At 42.3% G+C, this 7,584-nt stretch carries 12 protein-coding genes; 6 read left to right on the top strand and 6 right to left on the bottom strand.

The annotated features are described in order from the left end of the window. The first annotated feature begins 54 nt into the window (after positions 1 to 54). Positions 55 to 381 (top strand): hypothetical protein, encoded by a 327-nt coding sequence (locus COV43_06055; protein ID PIR25309.1) that lies wholly within the window; start codon positions 55 to 57, stop codon positions 379 to 381. Between the two features lie 18 nt (positions 382 to 399). Here COV43_06055 and COV43_06050 read toward each other — a convergent pair whose 3' ends face one another. From COV43_06050 to COV43_06040, 3 genes are all read right to left on the bottom strand, one after another. Beyond that, positions 400 to 705, bottom strand: a complete 306-nt coding sequence (locus COV43_06050) for a hypothetical protein (protein ID PIR25307.1) — start codon at positions 703 to 705, stop codon at positions 400 to 402. Then, entirely contained in the window at positions 705 to 1,064 is a 360-nt protein-coding gene (locus COV43_06045) for a hypothetical protein (protein PIR25306.1), read from the bottom strand. The genes COV43_06050 and COV43_06045 overlap by 1 nt, the downstream gene beginning before the upstream one ends. 245 nt (positions 1,065 to 1,309) lie before the next feature. Further along, positions 1,310 to 1,669, bottom strand: coding sequence for a hypothetical protein (locus COV43_06040; GenBank protein PIR25305.1), 360 nt, complete (start codon positions 1,667 to 1,669; stop codon positions 1,310 to 1,312). 64 nt (positions 1,670 to 1,733) lie between these two features. Here COV43_06040 and COV43_06035 point away from each other — a divergent pair, with 64 nt between their 5' ends. Then, positions 1,734 to 2,336, top strand: a complete 603-nt coding sequence (locus COV43_06035) for a cell division protein FtsJ (protein ID PIR25304.1) — start codon at positions 1,734 to 1,736, stop codon at positions 2,334 to 2,336. Positions 2,337 to 2,544: 208 nt separating this feature from the next. After that, positions 2,545 to 3,642, top strand: a complete 1,098-nt coding sequence (locus COV43_06030) for a hypothetical protein (protein ID PIR25303.1) — start codon at positions 2,545 to 2,547, stop codon at positions 3,640 to 3,642. Here COV43_06030 and COV43_06025 read toward each other — a convergent pair. After that, positions 3,639 to 3,971 carry a hypothetical protein gene (locus COV43_06025; protein PIR25302.1) on the bottom strand — a complete coding sequence of 111 codons (333 nt, stop codon included), beginning with the start codon at positions 3,969 to 3,971 and terminating at the stop codon, positions 3,639 to 3,641. The genes COV43_06030 and COV43_06025 overlap by 4 nt on opposite strands. Then, positions 3,961 to 4,362: a nucleotidyltransferase gene (locus tag COV43_06020; protein PIR25308.1), complete on the bottom strand. Its 402-nt coding sequence runs from the start codon at positions 4,360 to 4,362 to the stop codon at positions 3,961 to 3,963. Before COV43_06020 ends, COV43_06025 begins: the two co-directional genes overlap by 11 nt. Positions 4,363 to 4,619: 257 nt before the next feature. On the opposite strand from COV43_06020, the gene COV43_06015 reads away from it, so the two are divergent. The 3 genes from COV43_06015 (at position 4,620) to COV43_06005 (ending at position 6,325) form a co-directional block, all read left to right on the top strand. Next, positions 4,620 to 5,207, top strand: coding sequence for a hypothetical protein (locus COV43_06015; GenBank protein PIR25301.1), 588 nt, complete (start codon positions 4,620 to 4,622; stop codon positions 5,205 to 5,207). Then, entirely contained in the window at positions 5,207 to 5,833 is a 627-nt protein-coding gene (locus COV43_06010) for a hypothetical protein (GenBank protein PIR25300.1), read from the top strand. The genes COV43_06015 and COV43_06010 overlap by 1 nt, the downstream gene beginning before the upstream one ends. Before the next feature lie 93 nt (positions 5,834 to 5,926). Then, positions 5,927 to 6,325: a hypothetical protein gene (locus tag COV43_06005; GenBank protein ID PIR25299.1), complete on the top strand. Its 399-nt coding sequence runs from the start codon at positions 5,927 to 5,929 to the stop codon at positions 6,323 to 6,325. Here the strand turns inward: COV43_06005 and COV43_06000 are convergent. After that, positions 6,322 to 7,578, bottom strand: coding sequence for a glutamate-5-semialdehyde dehydrogenase (locus COV43_06000; GenBank protein ID PIR25298.1), 1,257 nt, complete (start codon positions 7,576 to 7,578; stop codon positions 6,322 to 6,324). The two genes, COV43_06005 and COV43_06000, sit on opposite strands and share 4 nt — an antisense overlap. Between the last annotated feature and the right edge of the window lie 6 nt (positions 7,579 to 7,584).

The raw sequence follows: 7,584 nt of genomic DNA, 5'->3' as shown, positions 1-7,584 counted from the left end.
CCACCCCTCAGCAAAGGCCCTCAATATGGCACTTTGCCAAAAGAGGCAAAAACAATGAAATATTCTCTTCTCTTTTTTGTAGTTTTTTCGCTTTTTCTTTCCTGCACACCCGCCGATACTAGCCTTCGCCTTGAAGATAAAATCGTAGAGGCTGCTTGTGGGCAATGTCAATTTCAGCTAAAAAGCGAAAAGCAATCGTGTGATTTGGCCATTCGCGTCAACGGAAAGGCTTATTTTGTAGATGGGAGCAGCATTGATGATCATGGTGATGCTCATGCTGCAGATGGCTTTTGTCAGCGTATTCGAAATGCGAGAGTTACTGGGGAAATCAGCAAAGGACGGTTTCACGCGGAATCATTTCAAGTTCTTCCACTTGAGTAGGGTGAAATTTCTTTAGACTTACTCAATCAAGTCTAGCTTTTCTACCATTTTCATAAACTGAGCTGCGGCATTGTCTTGAATAAGTTCGTTGTAACGTGAGTTATCCAGTCTTGCCCAGATTTCGTCATCACTTAGACCTTCAAGATCAAAATCAACCGAGCGATAAGCTACATTGTTGGTCGCTTCGCGGGTAATTTGATTGGCCGCAAGCTTTTGATCACGATTTAGCTGCTTTCGAAAAGCTGGCGAGCTGGTGATATCGTTTTCGCGCTCAATCAACGCTTCAAAAATTTTCATCCATTCTTCACGTGAAAATGTCTTCATTACGCCTCCCCTTTTCCAAGCACTGCAATATCTGATGCGGCAAACATGTCGCCAAGGTCTCTGGCTGAAAGCTTTTCAGAAGAAACAAGTCGGATAACATCCTCAACTGTCTTTATAGATGATGCAACTTGCTTACTCGCAGAACTTCCAAATATGCCCGGAAAATTATTGCGTTTGAGTGGTGAAGTAATGTTTGCAAAATCTTGATTACCAGCCACAAAGCCATTGCTTCGTGCTTCAGCAAGGTTTTCTGCAAGCGTTTTCCCTGCTTTTGCTGGGGACGAAACCTTTCCCGTATCCACAGCTGGGGAAATACTTTTTACATTTGGGTTGATTCCTACTTTTCCACCTAAAAACATATAGCCTCCCTATTTAGGGTTATGTTTTGCAATTCCATTGCCAAACTAAAATTCTTAAAAATAAAGTATAACTCTTTGAAATCTTTATAATTTTAAATTGGCTCCAAAGCCAAAAGAAATGGTCTGAAGCCCTCTTTTGGGGCCTTTATTCCCCATTTGGGGAAAAGCCCCTCACCTTAGTTATCGGCTGGTTTTGGGAAAAGTTGCGGGCTGAGGATGAAATGAAAAAATGGGCTAATGAGAGGCTATTGAGTCTCTTTTTCTAACAAAGGATCAAAAGGAATATCGTGAAGACAGTGAGATTCAAAAATGGATTTGGCCTCAGAAGGATAAACACCGCGGTAGACAAAACCCGGCACTCGCTGGTCGTGGGGTCCGCTCGGTTGGGCGCAGAGTTCTTGCCACAAAGCATCATCTTCCACCGGACCTTGCAGGAAAACGTTGGGGCCGAAGTCACAACGGCCATAACAGCCACCATCGGCTATAATGATACTGTTTTGCAGGCCAGCTTTCTCCACCAAGCGTTCAAACTCCTTCTTGGTGTCGCGCGAAAATCGCTCGCTGCAGCTTTTGGTTTTGCAGACTGAAATTTTGTATCGCTTCATTTTTCCTCACAATTATGATTGCTAAAAAACTTGCCAAACCAAGAAACGCTGCTAAGTAGCCCGCATGGCTTACAATCGCAAGGACCATTACTACAAGAAAGCAAAGGCTGAAGGCAAGGCTTCGCGAGCTTCATACAAAATCATTCAGCTGCAAGAGCGCTTTCAGTTTTTACGCAAAGGCGACAAGGTGATTGATCTTGGCTGCGCGCCGGGCGGCTGGCTGCAAGAGCTTGCGCAAATTGTGGGGCCGCAAGGCAAAGTGGTGGGCATTGATATTTTGCCAGTTGAAATTTCGTTTCCAAAGTATGTGGAGATTTTTTTAGCTTCGATAGAAGATGAAGCCACACCTGCTTTACTGGAAGAACACTTGGGCGGAAAAGCCAAAGCCATTGTTTCTGACATGGCGCCAAATACGACTGGCGTTGCCTTTGCGGATGCTTATAAATCGTACGAACTTTGTCTGATGGGCTTTGAACTCTGCGCAGAACTTTTGCAAGAAGGTGGAACCTACATCTGCAAAATGTTTCCCGGCGCCGAATCGCAAGGCTTTCGCAAAACCCTTCAAGCTGCTTTTCAAAAAGTGAGCACTGTCACACCGCCCGCCACCAGAAAAACCTCCAGCGAATTTTACCTCGTGTGTCAGGGGTTTAAAGAGAGTGAAGGATAAGACCATTGAACAATCGCACTATCGTCCTATTGCCCTATTGCCCTAGTTACAAAAAAGCCTGCCCATAGTTTCACTATGAACAGGCCAGTATTATAGTTGGGAAAGGAGATGGGGGATTGGGGGAGCAAGGGCGTCTCCTCTCCCGTATTTGCCCCTGCAAATCTATTTGCATTCTGGGTAAATTGACAGAAAGAGTTATGTACAGTATGTGCTTTTCACTTTTCGCAGTTTCCCCAAAAAGGTTGCGTACTATATTATGAAAAAATTCACATTTTTTCTCAAAAATATCCTTCCGTGGCTTATGGCAGCAGGTATTTTTTACTACCTTTTCTCGGTTTATCCTCCTTCTCAGATTTTTGCTTCCCTTAAACAGGTGAAATTATTGCCTTTTCTTTCCTTTTCGCTGTTTTACTTCTTTTTTATCTATTTTTGCGATTCCTGGGTCATGGCGAGGGTGATTTCTCGCTTCACCCACCATGTGAGCCTCAAAGACATCCTTCTTGCCCGCGGCGTGACCTATCTCATCATGGTCATCAACTATCCAGCAAGCCAAGCTGCTTTTGCCTACTACTTGAAACGCCGTTACAACATTCCCATATTTCAAGTGGTTGGCGTCTTTTTGTTTATGATGATTTTGGATTTGTCGTGGATTATTCTCTTGGCCTTCGCTGGATCGTGCTTGGAAGACGTGGTTTTGGGAGGAGTTCATCTTTCTCCATATGTGCACACGGTTGCCATTATGTTTCTTTGTTTTTTTCTTGGCTGGATTATTTTTTGGAGACGCTGGCACGAAAAAATCTTTGGAACTTTTTTCCGCTTTGCGTGGATTGAAAAAATTCGCCAACAAAAAGTGTTTCACATTTTTGAACAAGCACGGCTCAAAGACTACCTCAGCACAGCTTTGCTGCGCATCCCCATTCACTTCACTATTATCGTTTCTATTTATATTGTAGTTCAAACCTTTGATGCTTTCATTCCATTCACAAAAATTATTGGCAATATTCCCATCGTTTTCTTGATCGGCATGTTGCCAATCACACCCGGTGGCCTTGGAACTACCAATGCTGCCATGGTGGAAATGCTTTCGCCATTTATGACCAGTCCACTTTTCACCGCCGGGAAAATAAGCCCCGAAGAGCTTATGCTGGCGATGTCCCTTTTGTGGATGTTTATAAATTATCTGCTCAAAGCCCTCCTGGGAATGTTCCTCCTCAGAAAAGTTTCAAAAAACCTCTTCAAACCCACAACAGACGAAAGCTTGGAAGACATAGAAAAAAAGGCTGCTCATTTGGGTGGGAATATTTAAAACAACTTCTTTAGCTGCGAAAGCAATTGCGGCACATCATACTGAACTGTTTGCCAAACGATCTTGTAGTCGATGTCGAAATATCCGTGGACCAAACGATTTCGCGTATGAATAATGACATCCCATGGAATATTTTTGTGTTGTTTTCGAAAAGCTAAGCTTACTTTGCTTGCAGCTTCTCCCACAATTTCAATTTCCTTCACCAGTGCCAAACTCAATTGACGATCAGAGTACAAATCTTGCAGCGTTTTTTCTTTCGAAAATACGATCACTTCTTTTAAGGCATCACACATGTGTTGAACGCGAATACGATCTGCATCAAGCGGCATAAAGCACCTCTGCTTCACGTTGCACTTGTTCGCGAAAATATGAACTTAATTCTTGTGGGGTTTTGACATCAATTTTTCTTCCCGGAATTTTTTTTTCGAGTTCCATTTCAAATTGAGACAGCGTGAAAAGACTTGGTGTTTTATCTTCACAAAATTCTATTAAAATATCGATATCACTTTCTGTATTAAATTTTTTGGTAAGGATGGAACCAAAGAGTGAAAAAGTTTTGATGTGATATTTTACGCAGATGTTCGTCACCTCTTCAGCCGAAAGGGGGAAACGCGAGCGTGCAATAATACGTGCTTGAAAATGTTTGTCTTGTGCTGCTTTAAAAAGTTGAACCAGTAAATCACTTTTGCTTACTCCAAGTTCTTTTGCTTGTTCTTCCATTTGATGAAGCAACTTTGGGGGAAGCGTAAATGATGTGCGAATTCGTTTTGCATCACCTTTCAAAGGCCGGCCGGCTTGTTTTTTTTTCATATTTTTAAAGTATTACTTAATTATGAATAAATCAATACTTTTTCAACATCACTCTCTTTCAGCTAAAAGGAAAGTGTATAAAAATACATATTTTTCATAGAGTTACAAATATATCGCGGAAGATGTGAAAAGTTTTGCTATAATAATCGACAGTTGGGAGAGATTCCATGTCGAAAATTATACCCGGCAATCAGTTTCCTGAAGTCCTTCGTGAGCAAGTGCGTCTTGCTTTTGTGGAACAAGACTGCACTGCAAGTGAATGTACGGAATATTATTTGGTGAACCTGCTTCAACAATTCCACACTGCGGAAAAATTCTTTGAACCAAATAATGATAGCCATTTTAGCGAAAAGCCACTTGCCATTTCTTTGCTTGAAGCAATGAGCGGTGATCTGGCCACTAAAACTCGTTCGCTGAAAAGAATTGGTGACACCGCTTTGTACATCACCGGATTTTTTTCTGACAGCATCAAACGCCAACTTGTCGATGAGGATTACTATATTTCCATGGGTGGTTCTGCTTACGGAAGTTTGGCCGCACTTTTTGCTCAAGAAAAAACTTTTTCTCACCTTTATACTGAACTCGCAGAAAACTTTTCGCAGTTTGTACACGTGCTCTCGGCCATTGCGCCTTGGCATCACGCCCACAACAACCGTGACCTCATCAAGCTGTATGAACGTTGGCTTAAAACGGGCGACGAGAAACTTGCGCGTGCACTGCAAGAGCAAGGTCTTATTCGCAAAGGAGAGCTGTGATGATCCTGGAAAAAATTCATGATAGTTTAATTTTTTTGTACGACCCCAGCCTTACTCTTCCGCTTCAAGAATATCTTCTTCCGTATCTTACCCGCCACTCGAATGCCCAAGCAATTTTTCATCCATCGCAACGGGAAGCCTTGTTTATATCTGAATCTGATGATCAAGTTGATTTGGGGCTTTATATCAATCAGCACTTGTTACAAACACTTGAGAATCAACCGTTTTCACTTCAGCATCTTGATGCGTACGCCTGCGCCATCGAAGGTGTGAGTCATTTTTTGTATGTTGTGGACAGAGGCAACTTGGGAAAACAATGTTCACAACTTGAGTTGGAACTACAGGCCGAAGTAGATAAATTTATTTTGCTGTGTCTTTTTTCGTTTGAAACTTGGGGACAGGTTCCACCAAAAATGTTTCGGTATCTTTTTCATGATTTTCACTTTTCGCCACTGCTCAAAAAAGAAGAACGTGAACGTTATGAAACCGCGCATTATTTTGGACGAAAGTTTTGCAAGCATTTGTGCGATGAAACCATCTACCCTTTCAAACCCTCAGCATTCCTTGAAAAAACCTCCACTTTTTGGAAGCTCAATTTGCAGGAGAAGATTTGTAGCTTGATGTGAGGTTTGTAGAGGAGATTGCCACGTCACTGACGTTCCTCGCAATGACAGAAAAGAGAAAAAACAAACTTTGCTTTTCGTTTTTAGGAAGGCTATATGCTGCGCATGTTTCGTGCCTTCAAACTTTTTTCATTTTTTCTTTTTGCACTTTTTCTTTCCCACTGCGGAAGTGGCTCAAGTGAGTTTGATGCTGATATTTCTACCGAATCATTTCCCATTGTGAGCCGGATTGATCCTGAAAACGCGAGCATCGGTGACACCATCACCATTTACGGGCTTGGGTTTTCACTTGTGCCTTCCAACAATGTGGTGGTGATTGGTGAGATCTCAGCTACTGCGGAAAGCTATAGCCTGGTTGATCCTGCCGTTGGCACTGAAGTTGAAGCCCTCACCGTCACCGTTCCAGCAGATGCAAGCGTTGGCGAGAATAGCGTTACTGTTTTGGTGGGAAGCAATTTGAGCAACTCGGATATTCTTCTTACGGTGGATCCTTAATCTCTTACTTGGCCTTTTCCAAACATGCGATACTGATACGTTGTTAATTCTGGCAATGCCATTGGGCCACGCGCGTGCAGCTTTTGATTGCTGATGCCAATCTCGGCGCCAAAGCCAAACATAAACCCATCGGTAAAACGTGTTGAAGCATTATGATATAAAACGGCTGCATCAACATGTGTCATAAAGTATTCCACATTTTTTTTAGCTTCCGTAATAATGGTTTCGGAATGTTTTGTTCCGTATGTATTGATGTGCTTCACAGCCTCTTGCACATCGGCTACAACTTTTACAGCAAGAATGTAATCGAGATATTCTGTTTTCCAGTCTTCTTCTGTAGCTCTTGTCACATCTATCTTTCCCGCCACAAGCTTTAACGTATTTTCACAAACATGAAGTTCTACTTTTTGCTTTTTGAGCGCTTGAAGCAAGTGAAGCAAATTCTTTTTTGCCCACGCTTCATGTATCAAAACAGTTTCAACAGCATTGCAGACTGAAGGCCGTTGCACTTTTGCATTCAGCACGATGTCTTCTGCCATTTTTGTTTTTGCTGTTGCATCAATGTAAACATGACAATTTCCTGCGCCGGTTTCTAAAACAGGAATGGTGGCGTGTTCAACCACGAAGTCAATAAGCTGTGCACTTCCACGAGGGATGAGTACATCGATATATTTTTTGAGCGTAAGCATATCTTTTACGGTTTCGCGGGAAACATCATCCAAAACCTGAATGGCATTTTTTGAAACACCAGCTTCTTGCAATGCAGACTGCAAGCAATTTTCCAAAGCTTTGTTGGAATGAAAAGCACTTGAGCTTCCACGCAGCAAAACAGCATTTCCAGATTTGAAGCAAAGTGCAGCGGCATCAACCGTAACATTTGGGCGCGCTTCGTAAATAATGCCAATCACACCAAGCGGCACTCGAACTTTTTTTACCTTCACTCCACTTTTGAGTTTCCACGTATCAAGCACTTCAGCTAGCGGATCTGGAAGTTTAATAACCGTGTGAATGCCTTCAACCATTTCCTCAATGCGCTTTTCATTGAGCATAAGCCTATCCAACAAAGCATTACCAATATTAGCTTTCTCGCCAGCTTGGAGATCTTTTTTGTTTTCAGTGATAATTTTATGTTGATTTTGCTTAAGAGTTTTTGCCATGAGCGCCAAGACTTCATTACGCTTTTTTAATGAAAGCGCTGCAACATCTGACACTGTTGACTTTGCCGCCTTAGCTTGTTGTTCTAATGTTTTCATGTGTAT

It is taken from the genome of Deltaproteobacteria bacterium CG11_big_fil_rev_8_21_14_0_20_42_23 (assembly GCA_002796345.1).
Classification (GTDB): Bacteria; UBA10199; UBA10199; order 2-02-FULL-44-16; family 2-02-FULL-44-16; genus 1-14-0-20-42-23.
Note: the sequence above shows the minus strand (reverse complement) of the source record. Positions and strands in the feature narration are given on the sequence as shown.